The sequence below is a fragment of the Streptomyces sp. NPDC048182 genome (assembly GCF_043202555.1).
GTDB lineage: Bacteria > Actinomycetota > Actinomycetes > Streptomycetales > Streptomycetaceae > Streptomyces.
On record NZ_JBIDAQ010000003.1, the window covers coordinates 36,595 to 61,983 of the forward strand.

26 protein-coding genes and 3 pseudogenes are annotated in these 25,389 nt (G+C 70.7%); 21 read left to right on the top strand and 8 right to left on the bottom strand.

The genetic code is table 11. The features are described from left to right. Positions 1-49 precede the first annotated feature (49 nt). Positions 50-541 carry a DUF4396 domain-containing protein gene (locus tag ACGFZL_RS06120; RefSeq protein ID WP_355167278.1) on the top strand — a complete coding sequence of 164 codons (492 nt, stop codon included), beginning with the start codon at positions 50-52 and terminating at the stop codon, positions 539-541. Between the two features lie 14 nt (positions 542-555). Here ACGFZL_RS06120 and ACGFZL_RS06125 read toward each other — a convergent pair. Then, positions 556-1,086, bottom strand: a pseudogene (locus ACGFZL_RS06125) (enolase C-terminal domain-like protein); the annotation flags it as partial. Positions 1,087-1,175: 89 nt separating this feature from the next. On the opposite strand from ACGFZL_RS06125, the gene ACGFZL_RS06130 reads away from it, so the two are divergent. Together ACGFZL_RS06130 and ACGFZL_RS06135 are read left to right on the top strand one after the other, a co-directional pair. Next, complete coding sequence (locus ACGFZL_RS06130) at positions 1,176-1,349, top strand: pyridoxine 5'-phosphate oxidase C-terminal domain-containing protein (protein WP_355167280.1); 174 nt, start codon at positions 1,176-1,178, stop codon at positions 1,347-1,349. Positions 1,350-1,358: 9 nt separating this feature from the next. Continuing rightward, positions 1,359-1,896: pseudogene (locus ACGFZL_RS06135) on the top strand (DUF1707 domain-containing protein). Positions 1,897-1,939: 43 nt separating this feature from the next. On the opposite strand, the gene ACGFZL_RS06140 reads toward ACGFZL_RS06135, so the two are convergent. Next, a complete protein-coding gene (locus ACGFZL_RS06140) occupies positions 1,940-2,422 on the bottom strand; it encodes a hypothetical protein (RefSeq protein WP_393689706.1) in 483 nt (160 codons plus the stop codon). Positions 2,423-2,471: 49 nt separating this feature from the next. After that, positions 2,472-3,062, bottom strand: coding sequence for a GNAT family N-acetyltransferase (locus tag ACGFZL_RS06145; RefSeq protein WP_393690179.1), 591 nt, complete (start codon positions 3,060-3,062; stop codon positions 2,472-2,474). A gap of 140 nt (positions 3,063-3,202) precedes the next feature. Between ACGFZL_RS06145 and ACGFZL_RS06150 the strand changes: the two are divergent. Further along, positions 3,203-3,713: pseudogene (locus ACGFZL_RS06150) on the top strand (flavoprotein). 216 nt (positions 3,714-3,929) lie between these two features. Here the strand turns inward: ACGFZL_RS06150 and ACGFZL_RS06155 are convergent. Then, positions 3,930-4,571, bottom strand: a complete 642-nt coding sequence (locus ACGFZL_RS06155) for a hypothetical protein (protein ID WP_355167288.1) — start codon at positions 4,569-4,571, stop codon at positions 3,930-3,932. Between the two features lie 289 nt (positions 4,572-4,860). On the opposite strand from ACGFZL_RS06155, the gene hemL reads away from it, so the two are divergent. The 7 genes from hemL to ccsB all read left to right on the top strand — a co-directional run bounded on the left by hemL (position 4,861) and on the right by ccsB (position 12,639). Next, positions 4,861-6,177: a glutamate-1-semialdehyde 2,1-aminomutase gene (gene hemL / locus ACGFZL_RS06160; protein ID WP_393689709.1), complete on the top strand. Its 1,317-nt coding sequence runs from the start codon at positions 4,861-4,863 to the stop codon at positions 6,175-6,177. A gap of 41 nt (positions 6,178-6,218) precedes the next feature. Beyond that, a complete protein-coding gene (locus ACGFZL_RS06165) occupies positions 6,219-6,875 on the top strand; it encodes a histidine phosphatase family protein (protein WP_355167937.1) in 657 nt (218 codons plus the stop codon). A gap of 123 nt (positions 6,876-6,998) precedes the next feature. Then, on the top strand, positions 6,999-8,300 hold the full coding sequence (locus ACGFZL_RS06170) for a hypothetical protein (protein ID WP_393689711.1): 1,302 nt from the start codon (positions 6,999-7,001) through the stop codon (positions 8,298-8,300). 67 nt (positions 8,301-8,367) lie between these two features. Further along, positions 8,368-8,991 carry a TlpA disulfide reductase family protein gene (locus ACGFZL_RS06175; protein WP_355167294.1) on the top strand — a complete coding sequence of 208 codons (624 nt, stop codon included), beginning with the start codon at positions 8,368-8,370 and terminating at the stop codon, positions 8,989-8,991. A 1-nt stretch (position 8,992) separates the two neighbouring features. Beyond that, positions 8,993-9,766, top strand: coding sequence for a cytochrome c biogenesis protein CcdA (locus ACGFZL_RS06180; protein WP_355167296.1), 774 nt, complete (start codon positions 8,993-8,995; stop codon positions 9,764-9,766). A 3-nt stretch (positions 9,767-9,769) separates the two neighbouring features. After that, positions 9,770-11,524, top strand: a complete 1,755-nt coding sequence (locus tag ACGFZL_RS06185; protein ID WP_393689714.1) for a cytochrome c biogenesis protein ResB — start codon at positions 9,770-9,772, stop codon at positions 11,522-11,524. After that, positions 11,521-12,639 (top strand): c-type cytochrome biogenesis protein CcsB, encoded by a 1,119-nt coding sequence (gene ccsB, locus ACGFZL_RS06190; protein ID WP_393689716.1) that lies wholly within the window; start codon positions 11,521-11,523, stop codon positions 12,637-12,639. Before ACGFZL_RS06185 ends, ccsB begins: the two co-directional genes overlap by 4 nt. Positions 12,640-12,643: 4 nt before the next feature. Here the strand turns inward: ccsB and ACGFZL_RS06195 are convergent, their stop codons facing one another. Then, positions 12,644-14,044 carry a condensation domain-containing protein gene (locus ACGFZL_RS06195; protein WP_393689718.1) on the bottom strand — a complete coding sequence of 467 codons (1,401 nt, stop codon included), beginning with the start codon at positions 14,042-14,044 and terminating at the stop codon, positions 12,644-12,646. Positions 14,045-14,183: 139 nt separating this feature from the next. Next, positions 14,184-14,822, bottom strand: a complete 639-nt coding sequence (locus tag ACGFZL_RS06200; protein WP_393689720.1) for a hypothetical protein — start codon at positions 14,820-14,822, stop codon at positions 14,184-14,186. Between the two features lie 52 nt (positions 14,823-14,874). Between ACGFZL_RS06200 and ACGFZL_RS06205 the strand changes: the two genes are divergently transcribed. The 3 genes from ACGFZL_RS06205 to ACGFZL_RS06215 are packed head-to-tail and all read left to right on the top strand — an operon-like array spanning position 14,875 to position 18,644. Next, complete coding sequence (locus ACGFZL_RS06205) at positions 14,875-16,179, top strand: FAD-binding protein (RefSeq protein ID WP_393689722.1); 1,305 nt, start codon at positions 14,875-14,877, stop codon at positions 16,177-16,179. Next, positions 16,176-16,598, top strand: coding sequence for a hypothetical protein (locus ACGFZL_RS06210; protein WP_393689724.1), 423 nt, complete (start codon positions 16,176-16,178; stop codon positions 16,596-16,598). The genes ACGFZL_RS06205 and ACGFZL_RS06210 overlap by 4 nt, the downstream gene beginning before the upstream one ends. A gap of 18 nt (positions 16,599-16,616) precedes the next feature. Then, positions 16,617-18,644, top strand: coding sequence for a hypothetical protein (locus ACGFZL_RS06215; protein WP_393689726.1), 2,028 nt, complete (start codon positions 16,617-16,619; stop codon positions 18,642-18,644). On the opposite strand, the gene ACGFZL_RS06220 is transcribed toward ACGFZL_RS06215, so the two are convergent. Both ACGFZL_RS06220 and ACGFZL_RS06225 read right to left on the bottom strand, forming a co-directional pair. Then, a complete protein-coding gene (locus ACGFZL_RS06220) occupies positions 18,542-19,240 on the bottom strand; it encodes an HAD family hydrolase (protein WP_393689728.1) in 699 nt (232 codons plus the stop codon). The two genes, ACGFZL_RS06215 and ACGFZL_RS06220, sit on opposite strands and share 103 nt — an antisense overlap. A gap of 55 nt (positions 19,241-19,295) precedes the next feature. Continuing rightward, complete coding sequence (locus tag ACGFZL_RS06225; protein ID WP_393689730.1) at positions 19,296-19,577, bottom strand: PLD nuclease N-terminal domain-containing protein; 282 nt, start codon at positions 19,575-19,577, stop codon at positions 19,296-19,298. Positions 19,578-19,653: 76 nt separating this feature from the next. On the opposite strand from ACGFZL_RS06225, the gene ACGFZL_RS06230 reads away from it, so the two are divergent. From ACGFZL_RS06230 to ACGFZL_RS06260, 7 genes are read left to right on the top strand one after another with little or no spacing between them, the layout of a single operon-like run. Next, positions 19,654-21,105, top strand: a complete 1,452-nt coding sequence (locus tag ACGFZL_RS06230; protein WP_393689732.1) for a menaquinone biosynthesis decarboxylase — start codon at positions 19,654-19,656, stop codon at positions 21,103-21,105. Next, the gene (mqnP, locus tag ACGFZL_RS06235; protein ID WP_393689734.1) at positions 21,102-22,007 is read left to right on the top strand and encodes a menaquinone biosynthesis prenyltransferase MqnP; all 906 of its coding nucleotides are present in this window, start codon (positions 21,102-21,104) and stop codon (positions 22,005-22,007) included. Before ACGFZL_RS06230 ends, mqnP begins: the two co-directional genes overlap by 4 nt. Positions 22,008-22,035: 28 nt before the next feature. Further along, positions 22,036-22,713, top strand: a complete 678-nt coding sequence (locus ACGFZL_RS06240; protein WP_393689736.1) for a UbiX family flavin prenyltransferase — start codon at positions 22,036-22,038, stop codon at positions 22,711-22,713. Positions 22,714-22,770: 57 nt separating this feature from the next. Next, positions 22,771-23,226, top strand: coding sequence for an Lrp/AsnC family transcriptional regulator (locus ACGFZL_RS06245; RefSeq protein ID WP_393689738.1), 456 nt, complete (start codon positions 22,771-22,773; stop codon positions 23,224-23,226). 40 nt (positions 23,227-23,266) lie between these two features. After that, entirely contained in the window at positions 23,267-24,430 is a 1,164-nt protein-coding gene (gene mqnE / locus ACGFZL_RS06250) for an aminofutalosine synthase MqnE (protein WP_393689740.1), read from the top strand. Between the two features lie 55 nt (positions 24,431-24,485). Beyond that, on the top strand, positions 24,486-25,010 hold the full coding sequence (locus ACGFZL_RS06255) for a GNAT family N-acetyltransferase (RefSeq protein WP_393689742.1): 525 nt from the start codon (positions 24,486-24,488) through the stop codon (positions 25,008-25,010). 51 nt (positions 25,011-25,061) lie between these two features. Continuing rightward, positions 25,062-25,361, top strand: a complete 300-nt coding sequence (locus ACGFZL_RS06260; RefSeq protein ID WP_355167318.1) for a DUF4229 domain-containing protein — start codon at positions 25,062-25,064, stop codon at positions 25,359-25,361. Positions 25,362-25,389: the final 28 nt, after the last annotated feature.

Consider the following 25,389-nt stretch of genomic DNA (forward strand, 5'->3'; position numbering starts at 1 on the left):
GGGAGTGTGCCGTCGGCACCACCGATGACTTCGGTTCGGGAGGAACGCCATGGATCACGCCACGCACGAGTCGGGCCACGGACACGACCACGGCGCCGGTCACGGACCGGCCTCATGGGGGATGGCCGCACGGGCGACCCTGCACTGCCTCACCGGGTGCGCCGTCGGCGAGATCCTCGGCATGGTGATCGGCACGGCCCTGGCCTGGGGCAACGCGCCGACCATGGTCCTGGCGATCGCGCTGGCGTTCCTGTTCGGCTACTCGTTCACGCTGTACGGCGTGCTCCGCGCCGGCCTGGACCTCAGGTCGGCCGTCAAGGTCGCCCTGGCCGCCGACACGGTCTCCATCGCCGTGATGGAACTGGTCGACAACGGCATCATCGCCCTGGTCCCCGGCGCGATGGACGCCCACCTCTCGGAGACCCTGTTCTGGACCACCCTGGCGGGCAGCCTGGCCGTGGCCTTCGTGCTGACCACGCCGGTGAACAAGTGGATGATCGGCAGGGGGAAGGGACACGCGGTGGTGCACGCCTACCACTGAGCCGTCGGGGCGTTTCAGCGGCGCAGCCTCAGCGCCTCCCGCCCCGCGTACCGCGCCTGCGCGCCCAACTGCTCCTCGATCCGCATCAGTTGGTTGTACTTGGCGGTGCGGTCGGCACGGGAGAGCGAACCGGTCTTGATCTGGCCGCAGCCGGTGGCGACGGCCAGGTCGGCGATGGTGGTGTCCTCGGTCTCGCCGGAGCGGTGGGACATCACGACGGTGTAGCCGGCGCGGTGCGCGGTGGCGACGGTGGTGAGGGTCTCGGTGAGGGTGCCGATCTGGTTGACCTTCACCAGGACGGAGTTGGCGACGCCGTCGCGGATGCCGGCGCGCAGCAGGGTCTCGCTGGTGCAGAAGACGTCGTCGCCGGTGAGCTGGACGCGGTCGCCGAGCCGGGCGGTCAGCTCGCGCCAGCCGGCGTGGTCGTCCTCGCCCATCGGGTCCTCGATGGAGGCGACGGGGTAGCGCTCGACCAGGTCGGCGAGGACCGCGGCACGGCGCCCCCGCGCCCCCGGCACAGAGCGCCGCCGACTTCCTCGACCGCTCCCCGTCGGCCCGGGCGAAGGCCCTGCTGGGCCGCCAGAGCCGGCACCTGCCCGATCCGGCTGAGCGCGAGGCGGCCTTCACCGACGCCATGTCCCGCATCGAGGCGGACCCGACCCTGGTCACTCCCGATCGGACCCTCTACACCCTCACCCCCACGGAGACGGAGTTCTGGCAGGCGACCAGGGACCGCCTGCACCGCCGGGTGCGCTACGAACGTCCTGCGGGGTCGGGCACCTGGGAGCGCCACCTGCTCTGGCCGTAGCCTGAGAAGGTGACCTCGCCCCCGGACGACCCGCAGGCCCTGCTCGCCGAACCCGACCGCGAACAGGCCGTGCGCCGCCTCCAACGGGCCTACGCCGACGAGCACATCTCCCACGAGGAGATGGACGCACGCCTGGAGCGGGCCCTCACCGCCAGGACCCGGGCCGACCTGGCCCCGGTCCTGGCCGCCCTCCCGCCGGAGCCCGCGCCCACGACCTCCACCATCCCGGCGGCGGCCGGCCGCATCCGCCGCCGGGGCCCCTGGCGGGTCCCCCGCACCCTGAAGATCGAGTCCGCGTACGGAAAGCTCCGCCTGGACCTCTCCCGCGCGCTCATCGACCACCCCGTCACCGACATCGAGCTGCAACTCGGCACGGGCGGCGCGAAGATCACGGTCCCGCGCAACGCGACGGTCGACACGGAGGGCGTCTCGACCACCTGGAAGGACCTCCGCTACCGCCCCCGCGCCCGGCCCACCCGGCCCGACGATCCGCATCACCGGCACCCTGGGCTTCGGCCGCCTGAGGATCCGCCACGCCCGGCGTTGAGGTCCCGGGGAGCGTGCCCGTGTCAGAGGGCGGTCCAGGCCAGTCAGCCGGCCCGCGGATCCGCCAGTAGTACTACGCGGTCGGCCGCCGGATCGAACCCCAGAACCGGGTGGGCAGGGTCCGTCTCCGGAGTCAGCGTGACCGGCTTGCCGAGCCGGCGTCCGATCGCCCGCAGCAGACGGCACAGCAGGTCGACGCCGTTCTGGCCCCGCAACTCCCGCAGGTCGACGTCGAAGTCGATCGAGTCGGCCTCGTACGGTCGAAAGATCACTTGGAACCCGGCGACGGGCCAGACCCTCAACAGCGCGTCTGCCTTCTCGGCGCGGGCCAGCATGTCCGCAGCCCGCGGCACCCGAATCGCGGCACCGCCCTCGGAGTACGCGCACGACCACCCCTGCGACCGCACGAGATCGAGCACCGCTTGCCAGTCCTCCACCGAGGTGCGCGCGACACGCACATCCGGCAGCGCCCCCATCAGGTCAGGGTCGAAGAACTCCCAGACGTCGTCCCACAGCAGATCCGGCATCCCGCCATCCTGCACGGTCACGTCACTCGAGTGCGGTCCGCGAGGACGGTCAGTCTCCCTGAAGGCGGGCGTGGAGATGCATGTCGTGCCAGCCGTCGGCGTGGAGCAGCGCCCGACGCCTCACGCCCTCCAGGGCGAAGCCGGTCTTCTCGGCGACACGGCATGATGCGACGTTCGCCGCGGCATGGCCGAGTTCCAGCCGGTTGAACCCGACCTCCTCCAGTGCCCAGCTCGATACGCGGGCCACAGCCCGGGAGCAGACGTCTCTGCCACGGGCCTCCGGGGAAGTCCAGTAGGAGACCTCCGCCTGACCGCCGATCATGATGATGGCCTGGAGGGAGACTCGCCCAAGGACCCTGTCGCCGTCGGCGTCGGCCACGGCCCAGTGGCAGGCGCTCTCGCTCTCCCAGCCGTCGCGCCACTGCCTGATCCACTCTCGGGCCTCGTCCTCGGAGTCCGCCGCGCGCAGGTGCCACTGCTGGATGCCGGGGTCGCGGAAGACCCGCGCGACAGCGGCTGCGTCGGAAGGCAGCCAGGGCCGCAGCATCAAGCCCCCGTCGATCGGCAGCCTGGGTTGGCCGGCGGCGTTGAGGGTGCCTGGAGGCAGGACGGGGGTGACCAGGGCGGGCATGAGCGCCATCATGGCAAGCCGGTCTCCGGCTGCCGCTGTCGGGCCTCGGCGGGCTACTCGGTGGCCGGAAGGGCGCAGGTAAGCCAATCGCCGAGAGCTGTGCGGCGCAGGACATCCGCCGCCCGGCCGTACGCGAACGGGTCGCCGACATGGCGGCCCGCGACCGTCGCCGGGCACTGCCCGAACTGCACCACTTCAGCCGCCAACTCGGCAGGCTGATCACCGCAGCACAGGAACGGCATTGGGAGGTCGGCGTCATCGCCACCCCGCAAGGGCTCGGCTTCCTCGACGCGGAAGCGGTCGAGTCTCAGACCGGTCGCCCCATCCGCTCGGCCTGGCGGTCACCGGGTGAACCGCGCCCGACCCGGCCCGGCGGATGCCATCGCGGTCGCCCCGGCCAGCTTCAACACCGTCAACAACTGGGCCGCCGGAATCTTCGACAATCTCGCCCTGGGCGTCCCGGTCGCAGTGCTGCCGTACCTGAACTCGGCACAGGCCGCCCACCCCGCCTACCACCAGAGTCTGGGACGGCTACGCGAGATGGGCGTCCTGATCGGCTCGTACGAACCGCACCGGCCGAAGGCCGGCGGCGGGGCCGACCGCTATCGCTGGGAGGAAGCCCTGGAGCTTCTCGCGCCCAAGCTGTCCGCACCGACCTGATCAGCGCCGCCGTGTCGGTGCCCCGGGCGGCCTGGGCCCAAGGCCGGGGACGCGGCGCTCGCCGAGGCGGCGGATACGCCAGGTCGGCGCGCGGGCGGCCCGTCCGCCGCTCAGGGGCACATCCACGCCCCAAGCGAAGTCAATCTGTCCCGGCCGCTCTCTGGCACCAAAAGAGCGAGGCCCGAAAACCCCGCCCGCCCCTCACGAAACCCCAGCTCAGGGCCACACCAAGCAGTACGGCTGATGCCCCGCCTCATGCAGCCGGTGGCTGAAGTCCTGCCACTCGTGGAGCAGCTGGTAGACGTTGAACGCGTCCCGCGGCCCGCCCCGGTCCGGGACCGTCGACCAGATGAAGGCCGCCGCGCCTACCGCCTCCTCGCCGATGCCCCGCAAAGGGTCGACGACTGTCATCGGGAGTTTGACGACCGCGTAGTCGGGGTGGAGGACGACCAGTTCGAGTGGGGGGACGCGGTGGAGGGGGACGCCCTCGATGCCGGTGAGGACCATCGCGGCCATCGTCTCCGGCTTGATCTTGGTGAACATGCCGTTCATGCCCAGCTCGTCGCCGCCCAGCTCCTCGGGGCGCATCGAGATGGGGACGCGGGCGGCCGTCGCGCCGTCGGGCGCGCCGAAGTACTTGTACGTCACCCCCACCCGACCACCCTTCCCGCTCCCCGCTCCTGGTCCCGTCCCGGGCCGGTCGGCGCGCCGTCGGCCGAGTCGGTCGGGCTCGCCCTGGGCGCCGTGTGCCTGTCGTGTCCCGGGCGCTTCCTCCGCCTCGCGCCGGTGCCTTCCCCGCCGGGACCGTCGGGGACCCAGGTCGTCGGTCCCCTCGCCCAGTCCGCCACCGCGATGCATATCTCCACCCGACTGCTTTTCTAGGACGCGTGGCCCCCGCCGCGCAACCCGATCATCGTGTCAGTGACCTCCCCCACGGCCGCGCGCCGAAAACGTGCGGTGGAACATGTGTCCGCAGGACGCCGACGGCCCCGGCCCACGCGCCACCCGGGTGAGCTGCGTGGACGGTCTCCCGAAGCTGCCTCCAGTCTGGCAGACGACACCACGTGCGGGAGGGTTGTCTACCCTGGACGAGGTCACCCAGGGCAATCGGAGAAGGTCGGAGACGTCGCACGGCATGAGTGATGGCATGAGTGAGCTGGCATACCCATACGAAGCACCCGCCTCGCAGGCGCTCTTCGACCGCGCCGCGGCCGTCACACCGGGCGGCGTGAACTCCCCGGTGCGCGCCTTCCGCGCGGTCGGCGGCACCCCCCGGTTCATGGTGTCCGGCACCGGTCCGTACCTGACGGACGCCGACGGGCGCGAGTACGTCGACCTGGTCTGCTCCTGGGGGCCGATGATCCTCGGGCACGCCCACCCCGAGGTGGTCGCCGCCGTGCAGGAGGCCGTCGCGCGCGGCACCTCCTTCGGCACGCCCGCCGAGGGCGAGGTCGCGCTCGCCGAGGCGATGGTGGCCCGCGTCGCGCCGCTGGAGCAGGTGCGCCTGGTCAGCAGCGGGACCGAGGCGACCATGTCCGCCATCCGGCTCGCCCGCGGGTTCACGCGGCGGACCAAGGTCGTCAAGTTCGCCGGGTGTTACCACGGTCACGTCGACTCCCTGCTCGCCGCCGCCGGGTCCGGGCTCGCCACCTTCGCGCTGCCCGACACCCCGGGCGTCACCGGCGCGCAGGCGAGTGACACCATCGTCCTGCCCTACAACGACCTCGACGCCGTGCACGCCGCCTTCGCCGCCCACCCCGGCGAGATCGCCTGCGTGATCACCGAGGCGTCCCCGGGCAACATGGGCGTCGTCCCGCCGCTGCCCGGCTTCAACCAGGGCCTCAAGGACGCCTGCGCCGCGAACGGCGCCCTGTTCGTGTCCGACGAGGTCATGACCGGGTTCCGGACGAGTCGCGCCGGGTGGTTCGGGGTCGAGGGCGTCGTCCCGGACCTGATGACCTTCGGGAAGGTGATGGGGGGCGGCTTCCCCGCCGCCGCCTTCGGGGGGCGCGCGGACGTCATGGCGTACCTCGCGCCGGCCGGGCCCGTCTACCAGGCCGGCACCCTCTCCGGAAACCCCGTCGCCACCGCCGCCGGGCTCGCCCAGCTGCGGCTCCTCGACGACGCGGCGTACGAGACCGTCGACGCCGTGTCCGCCCAGGTCCAGGGGCTCGTCACCGAGGCGCTGGCCAAGGAGGGGGTGGCCCATCGGGTCCAGACCGCCTCCAACATGTTCTCCGTGTTCTTCACCGAGAACGAGGTGCGGAACTACGAGGAGGCCAAGGCGCAGGAGTCCTTCCGCTACACCGCCTTCTTCCACGCCCTCCTGGAGCGCGGCGTCTACCTGCCGCCGTCCTCCTTCGAGTCCTGGTTCGTGTCCACCGCGCACGACGACCGTGCCGTCCAGCGCATCGCCGACGCCCTCCCGGCGGCGGCCCGAGCGGCCGCGGAGGCCACCCAGTGAGCCCAGTGAGCAGCGAGAAGGACCTCACCGTCGTCCACGTCATGCGGCACGGCGAGGTCGAGAACCCCACCGGCGTGCTCTACGGCCGCCTGCCCGGCTACCACCTCTCCGAGCTGGGCCGCCGCATGGCCGACCGGGTCGCCGAGCACCTCGCCGACCGCGATGTGACGTACGTCGTCGCCTCCCCGCTGGAGCGGGCCCAGGAGACGGCGACGCCGGTCGCCAAGGCGCACGGCCTCGACCTCGACACCGACGCCCGGCTGCTCGAGGCGGAGAACGTCTTCCAGGGCAAGACCTTCGGCATCGGCGACGGCGCCCTGCGCCGCCCCGCCAACTGGAAGCACGTCGTCAACCCGTTCCGGCCGAGCTGGGGCGAGCCGTACGTCGACCAGGTCGTGCGCATGAAGGGCGCCCTGGACGCGGCGAAGGAGCGGGCCCGCGGGCACGAGGCCGTGGTCGTCAGCCACCAGTTGCCGATCTGGATCCTGCGCTCCTACGTCGAGCGCCGCCGGCTCTGGCACGACCCGCGCAAGCGGCAGTGCACCCTCGCCTCGCTGACCACCTTCACGTACCTGGGCGACCGGATCGTCTCCGTCGGCTACACCGAGCCGGCCCGGGACCTGGTCCCCGCCCACCTGCTGGCCGGCGCCAAGCCGGTGAAGGGCGCGAAGGGTCAGGGCAAGGCCTTCGGGGCCTGACACTCGGACCCCCTCGCGCACGCGACCGTCGTCACGGGTTCCGCACAAACATGCGGAACCCGTACGTATGTCTCGTCACTCTTACCTGGTGACCACCAGAGGACGTGACGAACGAAGGTTGCGATGCGCACTCCCACCCGCACGCTCACCCGCCGGGGCATGCTCGGACTCGGCGCCGGTGCCGCGGCTGCCGCCGGACTGGCGGGCTGCGGCACCGGATCCCACCACGACGACGCCGCCCAGGCCGGCGGTGGCAGCGGCTCCCCGTCGCCGTCGTCCCCCTCCGGCAGCCCCACCCCCACCGCCCGCCCCATCGGCGACGGCTCCACCTCCTACACCGGCAAGCAGCCCCACCAGCCGGACGCCCCCGTGCCGCTGGAGCCGGGTCAGACGCCGCCGCAGTTCGTCGTGTTCTCCTGGGACGGCGCCGGCGAGGTCGGCAACGGGCTCTTCCCGCGCTTCCTCGACCTCGCCAAGGACCACGGCGTCCACATGACCTTCTTCCTCTCCGGGCTCTACCTGCTGCCCGAGGCGAAGAAGCGCCTCTACGACCCGCCGAACAACCCGCGCGGCGCCTCCGACATCGGCTACCTCACCGACGAGCACCTCAAGGCCACCCTCACCAACGTCCGCCGGGCCTGGCTGGAGGGCCACGAGATAGGCACCCACTTCAACGGGCACTTCTGCGGCGGCAGCGGCAGCGTCGGCAACTGGACCCCGCAGCAGTGGCGCAGCGAGATCGACCAGGCGAAGTCGTTCGTGAAGGAGTGGCGGACCAACACCGGCTGGCACGACCTGCCGTCGCTGCCCTTCGACTACGACAAGGAACTCGTCGGCGGCCGCACCCCCTGCCTGCTCGGCCAGGACCGCCTGCTGCCCACCGCCCGCGAGCTGGGCTGGCGCTACGACGCCTCCTCGCCCGGCGGCCGGCAGGTCTGGCCGGCCAAGAAGAACGGCGTCTGGGACCTGCCCCTGCAGCAGATACCGTTCCCCGGCCACTCCTTCGAGGTGCTCTCGATGGACTACAACATGCTGGCCAACCAGTCGGTGAACTCCACCAACGCGCCCGCGCACAACTACCCGCACTGGCGCGAGCAGTCCGCGCAGTCCTACATAGCGGGCTTCAAGCGGGCATACGAGACGAACCGGGCGCCCTTCTTCGTCGGCAACCACTTCGAGCAGTGGAACGGCGGCATCTACATGGACTCCGTCGAGGAGGCCCTCAAGCACATCGCGCAGGAGAAGGAGAAGGGCGGCGACATCCGCCTCGTCTCCTTCCGCCAGTTCACCGACTGGCTGGACGTCCAGCGGCCCGAGGTGCTGGAGAAGCTGCGCACCGTCGAGGTCGGTCAGCGGCCGGCCGGCGGCTGGAAGGCCCTCCTGGCGGACACCCCGTCCGGCACACCCACCGGAAACGCCGCTTGAAATGCGGGTCTTCCGCCCGTGAGGGGGGTGTGCAAGATCCCCGGAACGGACATGCGAAACTTTTCACATGAGTGCCGCCCGCGCGACCCGCACCCCCGCCCGCGCCCGTGCCCGCCGCGCCGCCCTGACCGCGGCCGGCGCCGCCGCGTGCGCGCTGCTCGCCTCCGCGTGCACCTCGGGCGGCACCTCGGGCGGCGGCGGCCAGACCGGGTTCATCACCGGCTCGGACGGCATCGCCACCGCGGAGAAGGGCGACCGCGCCGACGTCCCCGACCTGTCCGGCGAGACCGTCGACGGGGGCAAGGCCGACGTCGCGGCGTACAAGGGCAAGGTCGTCGTCGTCAACGTCTGGGGCTCCTGGTGCCCGCCCTGCCGGGCCGAGGCGAAGAACTTCGAGAAGGTCTTCCAGGACACCAAGGCCCAGGGCGTGCAGTTCGTCGGCATCAACACCCGCGACACCTCCACCGGACCGGCCCGCGCCTTCGAGGAGGCGTACGGCGTCAGCTACCCGAGCCTGTACGACCCGTCCGGCAAGCTGATGCTGCGCTTCAAGAAGGGCACGCTCAACCCGCAGGCCGTCCCGTCCACGCTGGTCATCGACCGGGACGGGAAGATCGCCGCCCGCTCCCTGCAGGCGCTCAGCGAGGAGAAGCTGCGCAAGATGCTCGCCCCGGTCCTGGCGGAGAAGTGACGTGAGCGCCCTGTCCACGCTCGCGGCGGCGGGCGACCCCAACGGCACGGTGCTCAACGGCGCCCTCCTGGTGGCCCTGCCCATCGCCCTGCTCGGCGGCCTCGTCTCCTTCTTCTCGCCCTGCGTGCTGCCCCTCGTCCCCGGCTACCTCTCTTATGTGACCGGCGTCACCGGCGCCGACCTGCAAGAGGCCCGGCGCGGGCGGATGGTGGCCGGCGCCTCGCTGTTCGTGGCCGGCTTCACGGCCGTCTTCGTCTCCAGCGGCGCGCTGTTCGGCTACTTCGGCGCCAACCTCCAGGAGGAGCGCGGCGTCCTGACCAAGGTGCTCGGCGTCCTCATGGTCCTCATGGGCGTCTTCTTCATGGGCCTGATGCCCTGGCTGACGCAGCGCGAGTTCCGCTTCCACCGCAGGCCGGTCAGCGGCCTGGCCGGCGCCCCGCTCCTCGGCGCGCTGTTCGGCATCGGCTGGACGCCCTGCATCGGCCCGACCCTCGCCTCCGTCATCGCGCTCTCCGCCGACCAGGGCACCGCGGGGCGCGGCGCCATACTGACCGTGGCCTACTGCGCCGGCCTCGGCGTCCCCTTCGTGCTCGCCGCGGTCGCCTTCCGCAAGGCGCTCGGCGCCTTCGCCTGGGTCAAGCGGCACTATGTCTGGGTGATGCGGATCGGCGGCGTCATGATGATCGCGACCGGGCTGCTGCTGCTGACCGGCGCGTGGGACAGCATCGTGCAGTCGATGCAGACCTGGTCCAACGGCTTCACCCCGGGAGTCTGACCCGTGCGTAACACCACCTCCCCGACCACCGGTGACGAGCCGAAGACCGGTGACGAGCCGAAGACCGGCGACGACCAGGACCTCGGCGCCGCCGGCTCCCAGCTCTCCACCGCCCCGCGCGAGGACGCCCCGAACCTCCCCGCCCTCGGCGTGCTCGGCTGGGTCCGCTGGTTCTGGCGGCAGCTCACCTCCATGCGGGTCGCGCTGCTGCTGCTCCTGCTGCTCTCCCTCGGCGCCATCCCCGGCTCGCTGATCCCGCAGACCGGCGTCGACGCGATGAAGGTCGCCGAGTTCCGCAAGGAGCACGACGTCCTGTCGCCGCTCTACGACAAGCTGGGCCTCTTCCACGTCTACGGCTCGGTGTGGTTCTCCGCGATCTACATCCTGCTGTTCGTCTCCCTCATCGGCTGCATCGTGCCCCGCACCTGGCAGTTCGTGGGCCAGCTGCGCGGCCGGCCGCCGGGCGCCCCCCGGCGCCTGACCCGGCTGCCCGCCCACACCACCTGGCGCACCGAGGCCGAGCCCGAGCAGGTCCGCGCGCTCGCGCTCGCCCTGCTGAAGAAGCGCCGCTTCCGCGCGCACACCGTCGGGGACGCGGTCGCCGCCGAGAAGGGGTATCTGCGCGAGGCCGGCAACCTCGCCTTCCACATCGCGCTGATCGTGCTGCTGGTCGCCTTCGCCTGGGGCCAGCTGTTCAAGTACGAGGGCAACAAGCTGATCCTGGAGGGCGACGGCTTCGCCAACACCCTCACCCAGTACGACGACTTCAAGTCCGGCAACCTCTTCACCCAGGACGACCTCGCCCCGTTCAGCTTCTCCCTGAAGGACTTCGAGGGGACGTACGAGACGAGCGGCCCCAACAAGGGCACCCCGCGCACCTACCAGGCGAAGATCGTCTACAGCGAGGGCGCCTACGGCAAGGACAGGCCGGCCACCATCAAGGTGAACGAGCCGCTGGACGTGGACGGCTCCAAGGTGTACCTGGTCAGCCACGGCTACGCCCCCGTCCTCACCGTCCGCGACCCGCGCGGCAAGGTCGTCATGGACCACGAGGCGACCCCGCTGCTCCCGCAGGACGGCAACGTCACCTCCTCCGGCGCCGTGACCGTCCGCGACGGCTACCGCGACGCCCAGGGCCGGCGCGACCAGCTCGGCTTCTCCGCGGTCTTCGTGCCGACCTTCGCCGGCGAGGGGCAGGGCACGATGTTCTCCCAGTTCCCCGACCTGGTGAACCCCCGGCTCGCGCTCAACGCCTACCACGGCGACCTGGGCGTCGACGCGGGCATCCCGCAGAGCGTGTACCAGCTCAACACCCGCAAGCTCACCCAGTTCAAGAAGCCGGACGGCGCCCCGTTCGCCCAGCGCCTCGCCATCGGCGAGACCATGACCCTCCCGAACGGCGCCGGCACCGTCACCTTCGACGGCGTCAAGGAGTGGGCCGGCTTCCAGGTCACCCGGCAGCCCGCCGGCGGCTGGGCGCTCACCGGCGCCGTCGTCGCCATCCTCGGCCTCGCCGGGTCGCTGTTCATCCAGCGCCGCCGGGTGTGGGTGCGGGCGGTGCGCGGCGCCGACGGCGTGACGGTGGTGGAGCTGGCCGGCCTCGGCCGCAGCGAGTCCGCGAAGGTCCCGGAGGAGCTGGGTCAGCTGGCGGACGCGCTGTACGCGAAGGCCCCGGGCGCCCCGGAAACCCCCGACCCCGCCGAATCTCCCGAACCCCCCGACTCCCGAGCCGTACCTGCCGAAGGGGCTGAGAAGTGACTCTCGCCGCCGCGACCAACGAGCACCTCGCGAACCTCAGTAACACGCTGATCTACTCCGCGATGGCGGTCTACACCCTGGCCTTCTTCGCCTACATCGCCGAGTGGCTCTTCGGCAGCCGCAGCAAGGTGGGCCGCACGGCCGCCGCGCTGACCTCGGACGGCGCGGCGAAGCAGGCCAAGGGCGCCCCGGCCGTCACCGTCAACACGGCGGGCGGCACGGCGGTCCTGGAGCGCCCGAAGGTCGTCGTCCGCTCCGCCACCGGCTCCCGGGACGTCCCCGACGGCCCCGGCGCGCACGGCGGCACCGTCCAGGGAGACCTGTACGGGCGGATCGCGATCTCCCTCACCGTGCTCGCCTTCGCGATCGAGTTCGGCGGCGTCCTCACCCGCGCCCTCTCGGTGCGGCGGGCGCCGTGGGGCAACATGTACGAGTTCAACCTGACCTTCTCCACGGTCGCCGTCGGCGTGTACCTCGTGCTGCTGGCCCTGAGGAAGAACATCCGCTGGCTCGGCCTGCCCCTGATCACCACGGTCCTGCTCGACCTCGGCCTCGCGGTCACCGTCCTGTACACCGCCAGCGACCAGCTGGTGCCCGCCCTGCACTCGTACTGGCTGTACATCCACGTCTCCACCGCGATCTTCTGCGGCGCGGTCTTCTACGTCGGCGCGGTCACCACGATCCTGTACCTGTTCAAGGACGCCTACGAGAGCAAGCTGGCCGGCGGCGGCACCCCCGGCCGCTTCGCCGACTCCGTCCTGGACCGCCTGCCCTCGGCCGCCTCGCTCGACAAGTTCGCCTACCGGGTCAACGCGGCCGTCTTCCCGCTGTGGACGTTCACGATCATCGCGGGCGCGATCTGGGCGGGCGACGCCTGGGGCCGCTACTGGGGCTGGGACCCCAAGGAGACCTGGTCCTTCATCACCTGGGTCGCCTACGCCTGCTACCTGCACGCCCGCGCCACCGCGGGGTGGAAGGGCCGCAAGGCCGCCTATCTGGCCCTGGGCGCCTTCGCGTGCTGGCTGTTCAACTACTACGGCGTGAACATCTTCGTCTCCGGCAAGCACTCCTACGCCGACGTCGGCCTGGGCGTGCTCCAGTCGGCCGGCTTCTGAGCCGCTACCGGCCCGCCCGCCCGCGGGCGACGCCCGTCACCACGTCGCGCAGCCGCTCCACGTACAGCCGCAGGTTCTTGTGCGCGACGTCGGTGTCCGGGTGCCGGGCGGCGAACCACAGGCCGTCCGGCAGCCGGGTGACCCAGGCGCACACCTGGTCGCCGTAGGAGACCCGCAGCAGCGCGTACGCGCTCAGCCCGGCCCAGTCGGCGGCGCCGGGGACATCGCGGGCGTCGACGTAGGACAGGATCGAGTACAGGTCGGGCGAGGTGGGCCGGAAGTCGGTGCCCAGCAGGCGCAGTACGCGGTCGATGGGCAGCCGGGAGAGCGGCCGGGCGGCGCGCAGCTGGGCCCGGGCGGCGGACAGGGCGGCGTCGAAGCCGGCCGCCCCCTCCACGTCGATCTCGACGGGCGCGCCGCCGACGTACCACCCCACGGAGTCGGACCACCGGGACCGCGACCGGGTGTGGAACGGCACCACCGTCCGGTACACCGGCTGTCCGCCGATCTCGTGGACGGCGAGCGCGGTCGCCGCGAGCACGCCGGTCAGGGTGCCGCCGTACGGGCGGCAGTGCGCCTCGAAGGCGGCGGCGTCGGCGGCGTCCACCAACGGCTCGCGCAGCAGCCGCTGTTCGGGCAGCGGCCCGCCCGGCTCCAGGCCGAGGTCGACGGGGAAGGACGGCAGCCGCCCGTCGCAGCGCCGGATGAACTCCCGCCAGCGCACGACGACTTCGTGCGTGCCGTCGATGCGGTCGGCGTCGGCGCGCTCGGCCTCGCAGAAGTCGACGTAGCTGCCGACGCGTTGGCGGGGCAGGAGCCGCCCGGTGGTCTCGGCGGCGTACAGCTCGTGGATCTCGGCGGGGATGCGGTAGATCGAGTAGGCGTCGACGTTGCTGTGGTCGAAGGCCATGTAGACGCTGACGCCGCCGCCTGGGTGGACGACGGCGGCGTAGACCAGGTTCGGCCAGTGCAGGGCGTCGGCGACGTCGTCGAAGCGGGCCTGGAGGTGCCGGGCCAGCGCGTCCCCGTCGGCGAACTCCCCGCACTCCGCCCGCCGCAGCCGCACGGCCTCGGCGCCGAGCGTGAAGCGGCCCATCCGCTCCCCGCTCCACCGGAAGCCGCTGCGCAGCGTCTCGTGCCGCAGCGTCCACTGGGACAGCGCCCGCTCCAGCGCGTCCAGGTCGACGGGGCCCGGGATGTCGAAGGCCGCGCCGAGCCAGGCGGGCACGCGCAGGCCGTCCTCGCGCAGCGAGCGGGCGGTCCTGAGGTGCGACTCCTGGATGTACGCCGGCGGCCGGGCGTCCTCCGGCAGGGCCGCCGCGGCGGCGACGGTCGCCGGACTGAGCGTCCACTCGACCAGCCGGCCGGGCCGGACCTCGCAGCGCTGGATGTCGGTCATTCGCACGGGGGCGTCTCCGTTCGCAGGGTGCACAGACCCGACCAAGACAATGCCGCCCGCCCCTCCGGGGACCCGGCATGTCGAGGTTCTTCAGCTCAACGGATCACAGGTCGAACGCCGATGCGGTCCTGTTGCCTTGCTGGGCTCAGGAGGCGAGGTCCGCGTAGAGGACGATCTGGAGGCCGAGGACGCAGACGGCCACGGCCTCCAGGACCGTGATGGCGACCAGCATGCCGGTCAGGGGGCCAGAGAGCAGGTAGGCGGTGATCGCTGCGGCCGGGGTCACAGTGAACGCTGTGAGGTCTGCGGCGAGTTGCAGTCTCTTCCGCCACACCCTGCGGGTGTCCGAGCGATGCGCCGTCTCCCAGCCGAAGACCTCTTCCTCGGTCCCGGCCGTCGACGCGAGACGGGGAGCCAGCGTGTTCCGGATGTACTCTCCCATCGCCGATATCTTCTGGTCGTTGACGAGGTAGGTCCAACCGAGGAGGAGTGACACCGGAGGGAGGATCAGCAGGAATCCGGCCTCGAAGCCGGACCGCAGGGCGGCGGCGAGAACTGCCGCTGCGGAGGCCAGCATGGCGTAGATCAGGTTGTCGCGAAACGCGATGCGGCCACGCTGCTCGTCCTTGAGCCGGTCGTACTCGGTGAGAAGGAGGACACCCAAGGTCACTCCCGAACCAGCCGTCATGATCCCCCCGGGCCCTCCGTGTTCCGCCGCGTCAAAGCTCTTCCCCCGCAGCCCGAGGCGCGACACCTCTCCCCTGGGCAAGTGGCTCGCGGTCAAGTACGTTCCCCTGTCCGGGCTTCGGTGCAAGGCTCGATCAAAGGGGGCGCCTATGACCATGCGCGACGCGGGGGCGTGGACGGACGTACTGGTCATCGGTGCCGGACCCGCGGGCATGGCTGTGGCCGCCGGACTGCGGAACACGGGGCTGGACTGTCTCGTCGTCGAGCAGGGCCCGGCGGCTCACGAGCGGGACTCCGAGCAACCGGCCCACCTGGTGACGGGGGTGGGAGGAGCCGGATTGTTCTCGGACGGCAAGTTCTCCTTCTATCCCTCCGCCACCGGACTGTGGGCCCTGCACCCGGCTGACGACTTGCGGTTGGCCTACGACGCCATGGCCAAGCTGCTGGTGCCCTCCGGCATGTCCGTACCGTCGTTCCCCCGGCGATTACCGGCTGCCCCGGGGATCGGGGACTTCCATACGAAGCACTACCCCTCTTTCTACGTGTCCGTGGAGGAGCGGGCCAAGCTGACCGACCGGCTCGCCGACATGGCCGGACCTGACCGGCTGCTCACCGGCACCAGGGCGTTCCGCATAGACGAGGGGCCGCGACGCAGCCTCGCGGTCAGGCTGCGGCCGACCGAGGCCAAGGGGGCCGGCAGGCAGGACACGTTCGTGAGGTGCGGGGCCGTGGTCCTCGCCGGTGGCAGATTCGGGCCACTTTCCTGCGCGGTCCGGTTGAAAGGTGTTCGTCCCACCTTTCGGCGGCTGGAAATAGGTGTGCGACTGGAACAACCTGCGGACGGTTTCTTTCTCCGTGATCAGCGTGCTCTCGACCCGAAGCTGATGTGGGAGGACAAGTCCGGCCGGTACAGTTGGCGTACCTTCTGCTGCTGTCGCGACGGACGTGTCGTGGCTACCGATTTCAACGGTTGGACAACCCTGTCGGGGCGGGCTGATTGCCCGCCCACGGGCAGGTCGAACGTGGGCTTCAACCTGAGGGTGTCCGATGAGAGGGAGGCGGAACTTCTGTGGCGGGGAGCAGCACTGATCGGCGAGGGAACACCGCCCGCGCCGTGGTTACCGCTGGTGGATCTTCTCTCCGGGCGCGTGCCGTCGGCCGAGGGGACACTGCGGCAGCGCTTCGGTGAGCGGGGCACGGCCCTGCTCACCGACGGCCTCAGCCGCCTCGCCGCCAGAATTGGACCCGGCCGACTGGCCGACGCATCGGTCTCCGGCCCCACGCTTGAGGGCGTCGGCAACTACCCCAGCACGGGTACGGGGTTGATGCTCGCCGGGTACCCGGTCTGGGCCGTCGGCGACACGGCCGGGCGGTTCCGCGGTATCACGGCCGCGCTGGTCAGCGGATTCTTCGTTGCTCGACGGATAGATGAATATGTCAGGAGACGATCATGACGCTTACGCAGTCCCTTCCCGTCGTCTATACGGCACAGTCGAAGCACAACTTCTTCTGTCGCGACGTCATCTGTGAATTCGTGCTCCGCCGACAGGCGGTGCCGCTCAACCCGTTCCGGATCTTCGACTACTTCCTCGGTGACCGGGTCGACCGCGACCTGATCCGTCGGGCCAACAACAACTGCGTGCGTGTGGCCGACGAGATCTGGGTATTCGGAGAGATCTCCGACGGAGTTTTCCATGAGATCAGGTATGCGCTCGACCTGGGCAAACCGGTCCGGTACTTCAATCTCTCCACGCGTGTCGAGGGAATCAGCGAGGTCCGTCCACACGAGACCTCTCTGGAGGACGAGGTGGAGAGCAGCGTCGGGTTGTCGGAGGAGCGACTGAGGAAAGTCATCGTGTCCGCGGCACGGTGAACACCCCCAGGGGGTTGCGTGTACGACGAGCAACGACCGGTCTATCTGCACTTCCTGGACCGAGAGCTGGGCGCGTCCGTGGACTTCTCGCTTTCGGCGGTCCTGGCGGAGCGACTGCTCAAGCTGCTGGCACTGACGTCCTCCGCCAGCTTCTACTGCGGCATCTCCGTCATCTGGGAGAACCCGGCACTGGACACGGACGGCCGCAGGTTCCTGGCGTTGCTGAGCGAGACCGACGTGCTGGGAGCGGTGAGCTACAACGGGACCGTGGAGGAGTTCTACGACTCCCGACAGCGGCTGTACGCCCATGACGCCGAGAGGTATCCGCTCTACTTCGTCGCGGGCCCGGACGGGCTGCGTACGATCCGCGCCACTCTGCACAAGAGGCAGGACACGACCAGCGCTCTCCTCGGCGACCTGGCGAACTGGGCTGCCGGGCCACGCCCGCACACCGACGGCGCTGATGCCACCGCGACCGCGTTACGGGTGACCGAGGAGGGCCTGCGGATCAGAGAGAACGAAGCGATCACCTACAGCTTCTTCCGCCCGCTCCTGCTGCGGGCGGGTGGTACCCCGCCCGACGCGGGGGCGATCCGCAGGCAGATATCCCTGGCGTACTCACGGCACTACCTCGACTTCGCCGACGGCGACATCGTCACCGGTGTCAAAGGACTGTCCTACTTCGACGAGCAGCTCTCCAGAGGCTTCCCGCTGTACGACGTGCCGTTGCTGAACCTCCTGCTCGGCTTCGCGGGGCTCGCGCCGCTGGTCGAGCAGCCGTGGCAGCTGCTCCGATCGTTCTGGGACCCGTTCTTGTCCGGGCTCCGGGACGAAGAAGGGTGCGACATCGGCACGACGGTGCGGTCGATTCTCGAGGTCGCCCACGCCAGACTGCCGCCGGCGGTCCTGGGATCGCAGTACGCGACGCGGATGCGGATCGCCGGCCTCATTCGGCAGGCCGGTCACGAAGTCCGAGCGCTGCCTTCCTGGCAACGGCGTAGTGACGACTCGGCGCCACTCGCCGCGGATGCCCTGCTGGCGGCCGCGCGGGTCTCGCTGGAAGCGATGGAGGCCCTGCTGAAGTGCGGGCCGGGCGACGCCCCGCACGGTCCTGGCCGGCACGCGACAAGGGGGGATCAGTCGATGCCCGACCTCTTCGTGCCCGAGGCCGGGCGTCCGCACCGGACGGCACGCGAGCGGCCGCGACTGCTGCTGCTCACCGCCACCCAGGTGGAGACCAGGTGCGTCCTCGACGTCTTCGCGCAGGTCCTCGGCCCGCGGGGAGACACCCTGTTCGGGGATCACACGACCTACTTCAGGCTGGGCGAAGCACGCGGCTGTGACGTCTTTCTCGCCCAGTCGGACGTCGGATCCGGGGGGCCTGGGGGCAGCGCGCTCACTGCCTACGACGCCGTGCACTTCCTGGATCCCGAATTCGTCGTCATGGTGGGGATGGCCTTCGGCACCAAACCGGATGAGCAGCACGTCGGCGACGTCCTCGTGTCGCGGCAGGTAGTGGCTTACGAGAGCCAGCGCGTCGGCGGGCCCGGGACGCCCTACCGTCTGGTCCAGCGCGGAGACCGGGTGAGTGCCTCACCACGGCTGCTGGACCGCTGCCGGACCGTTGACGTCGACTGGAAGCTCTCCACCGTGCACTTCGGCCTGATGCTCTCCGGGGAAAAGCTCATCGACAGTGCCGACTACCGCGGTCAGATGACGGGCCAGTTCGGCCACGAGGCGATCGGTGGCGAGATGGAGGGTGCGGGGCTCTATGCGGCCGCTTACCGGGAACGCAAGGACTGGGTCGTCGTGAAGGCGATCAGCGACTGGGCTGACGGGAAGAAGCACGAGAGCAAAGCGGAACGGCAGAAGCTCGCGGCGACCAGGGCGGCGGAGTTCGCAGCCGCCTTGGTCACCAGTGGTGGCCTGGCACCCGGTAGTGCTCAGACCGGTGCCAGCGGGTGGCGGGACGGCGTGCGGTCGGCCTCGGCGGGGGCTGGCGCGGCCGGTCCCGCCACCGCCGATCCGGACAAGGCCAGCTCGTAGGCATCCCAGAGGTCACGGCCGGTATAGCCGGCCGAGGCGAGAGGCAGCACATGCGCGTCACCGTTGACCGCGATGGACACCGGTGCCATCGCGAACAGGTGGCGGTCGGACAGGGAGTCGCCGTACGCCACGACCTGGCTGCGGTGGATGCCGTACCGCGTGCACATGGCCATGGCGAGCAGGGGCTTGTCGTCCGGTCGGAGAATCGTCGTGACATCGATGTCCGACCGCGCCGAGACGGGAAAGACCGAGCCGTGCACCTCGTCGAAGCCGTACTCCTCGAAGTGGGCGGCGAAGCACAGGGGTGACATGGTGATGACGCAAGAGTGGTGCCCGCGCGCCCGGATGTCCGCGACGACCTCTCGGATGCGATGCATCTTGGGACTCGCGCCGAACGCGGTACGTACCCGGTCGGGATCCATGGGCCCCCAGAGTTCGAAGATCGACCGGGCGAACTGCCGGGTGTCGATGCGCCCGGCAGCGAAATCCCTCTCCAGAGTTTCGATCTCCGACGCGTGCCCGAGGAATGTGGCCATCTCACGTGTCGCGGACGTACCCGGCAGGAGGGTTCCGTCCATGTCGAAAACATGCAGCATGGCCGGATGCTATCGGCCGGCGGGGTGAAGGCTGCGCACGACCGGTCGGCGTCGCTCAGTCCCCCTTGGGGTCCTCGTCCCGGTCCTTGCGCAGGGACTTCAGGAACTCCGGGTTGTCGTCCGGGGCGACCCAGCCGCCCCGGACGCCGGAGGCGGGGGTGCGCTTCTTGCCGGCGATCAGCCACGACAGGGAGCCGACCATCGGGAAGAGCAGGACGAGGATCGCCCACAGCGGCTTCGGCATGTGCCGGATGTCGGTGTCCTTGGTGCTGATGCAGTCGATGAACGCGTAGACGCTCAGTGCCAGCGGCACGAGGAACATCAGCACCCGGAGCATGCGGCCTCTCCAGTGAAAGCGGGGAAAGCGGTGGGCGGTACCGGGCCAGCGTAGCCGCTCGGGGATACTGGACCCCATGGCTTACGACGATCTTCGCTCCCTGCTCAGGGCGCTGGAGCGCGAGGGCGACCTCAAGCGCATCAAGGCCGAGGTGGACCCGTACCTGGAGGTCGGGGAGATCGTCGACCGGGTGAACAAGGCGGGTGGTCCGGCGCTGCTCTTCGAGAACGTCAAGGGGTCCGCGATGCCCCTGGCCATGAACGTCTTCGGGACCGACCGGCGGCTGCTCAAGGCCCTCGGGCTGAAGTCGTACGGCGACATCTCCGAGAAGATCGGCGGGCTGCTGCGCCCCGAGCTGCCGCAGGGCTTCGTCGGGATGCGGGAGGCGTTCGGGAAGCTCGGCGCGATGGCGCACGTGCCGCCGAAGAAGGTCAAGGACGCGCCCGTGCAGGAGGTCGTGCTCCAGGGGGAGGATGTGGACCTCGACCGGCTCCCGGCCCTGTTCACCTGGCCCGACGACGGCGGGTCCTTCTTCAACCTCGGGCTCACCCACACCAAGGACCCGGAGAGCGGGGTCCGCAACCTCGGGCTCTACCGCCTCCAGCGGCATGACAAGCGCACCATCGGCATGCACTGGCAGATCCACAAGGACAGCCGCAACCACTACCAGGTCGCGGCCCGGCGCGGCGAGCGGCTGCCCGTCGCCATCGCCTTCGGGTGCCCGCCCGCCGTCACGTACGCCTCCACCGCGCCGCTGCCCGGCGACATCGACGAGTACCTGTTCGCCGGCTTCGTGCAGGGCAAGCGGATCGAGATGGTCGACTGCAAGACGGTGCCGTTGCAGGTGCCGGCGCAGGCCGAGGTCGTCCTTGAAGGGTGGCTGGAGCCGGGGGAGACGCTGCCCGAGGGGCCGTTCGGCGACCACACCGGCTTCTACACGCCGCAGGAGCCCTTCCCCGCCCTCACCATCGACTGCGTGACGACGCGCAAGCGCCCGCTGCTCCAGTCGATCGTCGTGGGCCGCCCCCCGACGGAGGACGGGCCGCTGGGCCGGGCCACGGAGCGCTTCTTCCTGCCGCTGCTGAAGATCATCATCCCGGACATCGTGGACTACCACCTCCCCGAGGCGGGCGGCTTCCACAACTGCGCGATCGTCTCGATCGACAAGAAGTACCCGAAGCACGCGCAGAAGGTCATGCACGCCATCTGGGGCGCGCACATGATGTCCCTCACCAAGCTGATCGTGGTCGTGGACGCCGACTGCGACGTGCACGACCTGCACGAGGTGGCCTGGCGCGCGCTGGGCAACACGGACTACGGCCGTGACCTGACCGTCGTCGAGGGGCCGGTCGACCATCTCGACCACGCCTCCTACCAGCAGTTCTGGGGCGGCAAGGCGGGCATCGACGCGACGCGGAAGCTGCCGCAGGAGGGGTACACGCGGGACGGGGGGTGGCCGGACATGGTGCTGTCCGACCCGGATACGGCGGCGACGGTCGACCGCCGCTGGAAGGAGTACGGACTGTGACGTCGGCACCCGCGGCCCTGCCGCACCAGCCGGGCCGCACCAGGGCCTTCCTGCGCCTGGTGATGATCGAACACTCGGTCTTCGCGCTCCCCTTCGCCTACATCGCCGCGCTGACCGCGATGTACGAGCGAGACGGCAACATCCACTGGGGCCGGCTGCTCCTGGTCACCGTCTGCATGGTCGGCCTGCGCACCTTCGCGATGGCCGTCAACCGGATCATCGACCGCGAGATCGACGCCCGCAATCCCCGCACCGCCCACCGCGAACTGGTCACCGGCGCGATGTCGGTCCGGCACGCCTGGACCGGCGCGCTCGTCGCGCTCGCCGTCTTCCTCGGCTCGGCGGCCCTGCTCAACCCGCTCTGCCTCGCCCTCGCCCCGGTCGCGGTGGTGCCGATGGTGGTCTACCCCTACGGCAAGCGGTTCACGAACTTCCCCCAGGCCATCCTCGGCCTCGCCCAGGCGATGGGCCCGATCGGCGGCTGGCTGGCGATCAGCGGCACCTGGTCCTGGGACGCGGTGATCCTCGGCCTCGCGGTGGGCGTCTGGATCGGCGGCTTCGACCTCATCTACGCCTGCCAGGACGTGCAGACGGACCGCGAGGTCGGCGTGAAGTCGGTCCCGGCCCGCTTCGGCATCCCCGCCGCGATCTGGGGCGCCCGCGCCTGCCACACCGTCACGACGGCCCTGTTCGCCTGGTACGCCGTCGCCACCGACGCGGGCCCGTTCTTCTGGCTGGGCCTCCTGATCGTCGCGGGCGCCTTCGTCTACGAACACACCATCGTCCGCCCCCACGACCTGACCCGCCTGAACCGGGCGTTCTTCCAGGTCAACGGTTTCATCGGAATCGCCTTGTTCGTATGCGCCCTCCTGGACCTCCTGGTACGGGGCCTGACCGTCTGAGCCCCGTCGCCCCCGGTAGGCTCAAGATGTGAACGCAGGAGAATCGCGGCGCGAGCCTTGGATCGTGGGGGTGTCCGGAGCTTCCGGGACGCCCTACGCGGCTGCCGTGCTGCGGGCGCTGCTCGGGGCCGGGGAGAGCGTCGACCTCGTGGTCAGCCGGGCCTCGCGGCTCACGCTCCTCGACGAGACCGGGATCTCCTTCCGGGACGCCCACTGGCGGGACGACCTGCGGGAGTGGCTGGCCAGGGGGGCCGACGGGAAGCCCGGGGCGTACGCCGTGGAGCAGCTCGACGCCGTGCGGTACTGGAGCGCCGGGGATCTTGCCGCCGGGCCGTCGTCCGGGTCGTATCCCGCCAAGGGGATGCTCATCGTGCCCGCCTCGACCGCCTGCGTGGCCGGGGTCGCGCTGGGCCTGTCGAAGGACCTCCTTCAGCGGGCGGCGAGCGTGACGCTCAAGGAGGGGCGGACGCTGGTCGTGGCCGTGCGGGAGAGCCCGCTCGACGGGCGGACCCTGCGGCACCTGGTCGCCCTCGACGACGCCGGCGCGCACGTCGTGCCCGCCTCGCCCGCCTTCTACGCCGGCGCGACGCACATCCAGGACCTGGTCGACTTCGTCGCCGGACGCGTCCTCGACGCGGCGGGCGTCGGGCACGACCTGTACCGCCGGTGGCGCGGTGAGCTGCGCGGCGGTCACCCCGACGCCTGAGCGGCACCCCCCCCGAAACAGACCGACCTCAACCTCTTCAGTGGAAGGCCCGATCGCATGGACGCGGTGGACAGGCAGCTCATCCAGGCCCTGAGGGAGAACGGCCGGGCCTCCTACGCCGAGCTGGGACGCCTCGTCGGACTCTCGGGGCCCAGCGTCACCGACCGCATCAACCGCCTGGAGGCGGCCGGCGTCATCACCGGCTACCGGGCCACCGTGGACTCGGCCTCCCTCGGCCTCGGCGTCATCGCCCTGATCGGCATCTCGCTCTCCGACGCCGCCGACCACGAGGACGTGGCGCAGCGGCTGAAGGACCTGACCGAGATCGAGGACTGCTGGTTCATCGCCGGCGACGACAGCTACATGCTGAAGGTGCGGGCCACCGACGTGGACGGCCTGGAGCGGATCATCCGCCGGCTCAGCGGCACGCAGGGCGTCTCCCGCACCCGTACCACCATCGTGCTGTCCACCAAGTGGGAGAACCGGGTCGGAGAGCTGCCGGAAGAGATGTAGGGATACCGTGGTCGAGGCTGTCGCAGGGAAAGGTGTTGCCATGGACGTGGGGCTCAAGCGCGAGCTGGAGGAGAAGGTACGGACGGGCGTCCGCCTGACCCGCGAGGACGGCATCGCCCTCTACGCGTCGGACGACCTGGCCTGGCTCGGCGGTCTCGCGCACGAGGTGCGGACGCGCAAGAACGGCGACGTCGTCCACTTCAACGTCAACCGGCACCTCAACATGACCAACGTGTGCACGGCGTCCTGCGCCTACTGCTCCTTCCAGCGCAAGCCGGGCGAGAAGGACGCGTACACGATGCGCATCGAGGAGGCGGTGAGGCTCGCCAAGGAGATGGAGGGCGAGAACCTCACCGAGCTGCACATCGTCAACGGCCTGCACCCGAACCTGCCGTGGCGGTACTACCCGCGCTCCCTGCGGGAGCTGAAGGCCGCCCTGCCGGACGTGTCGTTGAAGGCGTTCACCGCCACCGAGATCCACCACTTCGAGACGATCAGCGGGCTGTCCGCCTCGGAGATCCTCGACGAGCTGATCGACGCGGGCCTGGAGTCCCTCACCGGCGGCGGCGCCGAGATCTTCGACTGGGAGGTCCGCCAGCACATCGTGGACCACCGCACCCACTGGGAGGACTGGTCCCGCATCCACCGCCTGGCGCACGAGAAGGGTCTGAAGACCCCGTGCACCATGCTGTACGGGCACATCGAGGAGCCCCGCCACCGCGTGGACCACGTTCTGCGGCTGCGTGAGCTGCAGGACGAGACGAACGGCTTCCAGGTCTTCATCCCGCTGCGCTACCAGCACGACTTCGTGGACATGAAGGACGGCAAGGTCCGCAACCGCCTCCAGGCCCGCACCCAGATGGCGACGGGCGCCGAGGCGCTGAAGACCTTCGCGGTCTCCCGGCTGCTCTTCGACAACGTCCCGCACGTCAAGGTCTTCTGGGTCATGCACGGCGTGCAGACCGCCCAGCTCGCCCTCCAGCACGGCGCCGACGACATGGACGGCTCGGTGGTCGAGTACAAGATCACCCACGACGCCGACGACTACGGCACCCCGAACAAGCTCACCCGCGACGACCTCCTCGACCTGATCCGCGACGCCGGCTTCCGCCCGGTGGAGCGCAACACGCGCTACGAGATCATCCGCGAGTTCGACGGCCCGGACCCGGCCCGCCGCGAGGCCCCGCAGCCGATGCGGGTGTGAGCCGACTCTCCCCGACTCTCCTCGGACGGCGCGCGGTAATGGTTACTATTGCTGCGTGCCTCTTACCTTCACTCTCGACCCGGCCGTCGGCCCCGACCTGCGCGACGGCATCCTCGACCTCTGGAGCGACGTCTCCAACGCGGGCGGCTCTGTGGGGTTCGTGCCGCCGGTGACCCGGCGGGACGTCCGGCCCGAGCTGGTCCGGCACCTGGTGGCCATGGCCGAGGGGCGCACCCGGCTGCTCGTCGGGCACGACGAGGACGGACGGGTGGCCGCCACCGCGTTCCTCACCCTGAACACCCACCGCCTGATGACCCACTGGCTGTGGCTGTACACGGTGATGGTCCACCCCCGCCACCAGGGCCGGGGCTACGGCCGCGACCTGATGGCCGCCGCCGCGGACGCGGCCCGCACCGTCGAGGGCGTCCAGGCGATCCGGCTGACCTGCCGGGGCGGCGGCGGCCTGGAGCGGTTCTACGAGTCCTGCGGCTACAAGGAGGTCGGCCGGGTGCCCGGCGCGATCCGCGTCGCCCCGGACGACGACCGCGACGACGTCACCCTGCTGCTCCCTTTGTCCTAGTGCCGTGCTTCACTGGATGACGCCCCGCCCCATACGGAAGAGTGGATTGAGATGTTCCGCTACACGCTGATGCGCCTCGGGATCTTCGTGGCCTGCCTCGTGGCCGTCTGGGGTCTGGTCTACGCCGGCGTCTTCCCGCGCGGCCTCGGCGACTCCAACGGCATGTGGATGGTGCTGCTCGCGCTGCTGGTCTCCGCCCCGATCAGCTTCGTCGTGCTGCGCCGCGAGCGCGACCGCGCCTCCGTCCACGTCGTCCAGCGGGTCGACCGCATGAAGGCCAACATCGAGGCGAGCCGCGGCGCGGAGGACCTCGCCGACGACGCCGCCCGCTCGCAGCGCCAGGCGTCGTAGCGCCACAGAACCCCTCGTAAGCCCCGGT

Excerpts from the sequence above, each read along its gene's own strand:
- ACGFZL_RS06210 (WP_393689724.1), top strand. The coding sequence starts at position 16,176 with ATGACGCTTACGCAGTCCCTTCCCGTCGTCTATACGGCACAGTCGAAG.
- ACGFZL_RS06165 (WP_355167937.1), top strand. The coding sequence starts at position 6,219 with ATGCGGCACGGCGAGGTCGAGAACCCCACCGGCGTGCTCTACGGCCGC.
- ACGFZL_RS06120 (WP_355167278.1), top strand. The coding sequence starts at position 50 with ATGGATCACGCCACGCACGAGTCGGGCCACGGACACGACCACGGCGCC.
- ACGFZL_RS06230 (WP_393689732.1), top strand. The coding sequence starts at position 19,654 with ATGGCTTACGACGATCTTCGCTCCCTGCTCAGGGCGCTGGAGCGCGAG.
- ACGFZL_RS06145 (WP_393690179.1), bottom strand. The coding sequence starts at position 3,062 with ATGGCGCTCATGCCCGCCCTGGTCACCCCCGTCCTGCCTCCAGGCACC.
- ACGFZL_RS06155 (WP_355167288.1), bottom strand. The coding sequence starts at position 4,571 with ATGCATCGCGGTGGCGGACTGGGCGAGGGGACCGACGACCTGGGTCCC.
- ACGFZL_RS06245 (WP_393689738.1), top strand. The coding sequence starts at position 22,771 with ATGGACGCGGTGGACAGGCAGCTCATCCAGGCCCTGAGGGAGAACGGC.
- hemL (WP_393689709.1), top strand. The coding sequence starts at position 4,861 with ATGAGTGAGCTGGCATACCCATACGAAGCACCCGCCTCGCAGGCGCTC.
- ACGFZL_RS06140 (WP_393689706.1), bottom strand. The coding sequence starts at position 2,422 with ATGCCGGATCTGCTGTGGGACGACGTCTGGGAGTTCTTCGACCCTGAC.
- ACGFZL_RS06170 (WP_393689711.1), top strand. The coding sequence starts at position 6,999 with ATGCGCACTCCCACCCGCACGCTCACCCGCCGGGGCATGCTCGGACTC.
- ACGFZL_RS06225 (WP_393689730.1), bottom strand. The coding sequence starts at position 19,577 with ATGCTCCGGGTGCTGATGTTCCTCGTGCCGCTGGCACTGAGCGTCTAC.
- ACGFZL_RS06130 (WP_355167280.1), top strand. The coding sequence starts at position 1,176 with ATGTCCCGCATCGAGGCGGACCCGACCCTGGTCACTCCCGATCGGACC.
- mqnE (WP_393689740.1), top strand. The coding sequence starts at position 23,267 with ATGGACGTGGGGCTCAAGCGCGAGCTGGAGGAGAAGGTACGGACGGGC.
- ACGFZL_RS06260 (WP_355167318.1), top strand. The coding sequence starts at position 25,062 with ATGTTCCGCTACACGCTGATGCGCCTCGGGATCTTCGTGGCCTGCCTC.
- ACGFZL_RS06175 (WP_355167294.1), top strand. The coding sequence starts at position 8,368 with ATGAGTGCCGCCCGCGCGACCCGCACCCCCGCCCGCGCCCGTGCCCGC.
- ACGFZL_RS06205 (WP_393689722.1), top strand. The coding sequence starts at position 14,875 with ATGACCATGCGCGACGCGGGGGCGTGGACGGACGTACTGGTCATCGGT.
- ACGFZL_RS06220 (WP_393689728.1), bottom strand. The coding sequence starts at position 19,240 with ATGCTGCATGTTTTCGACATGGACGGAACCCTCCTGCCGGGTACGTCC.